This is a genomic window from Xanthomonas albilineans (assembly GCF_002939705.1).
Lineage (GTDB): Bacteria > Pseudomonadota > Gammaproteobacteria > Xanthomonadales > Xanthomonadaceae > Xanthomonas_A > Xanthomonas_A albilineans.
The window spans coordinates 1-406 of the sequence record NZ_MDCB01000106.1 but is presented as its reverse complement, the minus strand read 5'-3'; the positions used below and the strand labels follow the sequence as shown (position 1 = coordinate 406).

Sequence of the window (406 nt, the reverse complement as noted above, 5' to 3'; positions counted from 1 at the left end):
CCATCGATCAACGCGAAGGTCGTGCGCAGCGACGCATGCCGGGCCACGATGCGATCCAGCGCACGTTGCAGCGCTTGTGTCTCCAGCGCTCCGCGCAAGCGCAAACCACCACTGATGTGATACGCCTGACTGACGCCCTCGAACTGGGATAGGAACCAGAGCCGTTGCTGCGCAAACGACAGCACCCGCGATGCATCTGGTGCCAGCGGCAAGATCGGCGGCAAGATCGCGCCGGACGAAGACATCACACACGCGGCAAGCTGCTGGAGCGTGGCATGGGCAAACAACTCGGCCACGCCGATCTCGACATCGAGCTCCTGACGCAAGCGCGAAGCGACCCGTACCGCCAACAGCGAATGTCCGCCGAGGGCGAAGAAGTTATCGTGCCGACCGATTGTCTCCAGAC

Annotated in this window: 1 protein-coding gene; it reads right to left on the bottom strand. The window is 63.1% G+C overall.

The window, feature by feature from the left end:
* Positions 1-406, bottom strand: a 406-nt coding sequence (locus tag XalbCFBP2523_RS15960) for a phosphopantetheine-binding protein (protein WP_249027748.1), incomplete at both ends; no start/stop codon positions are given.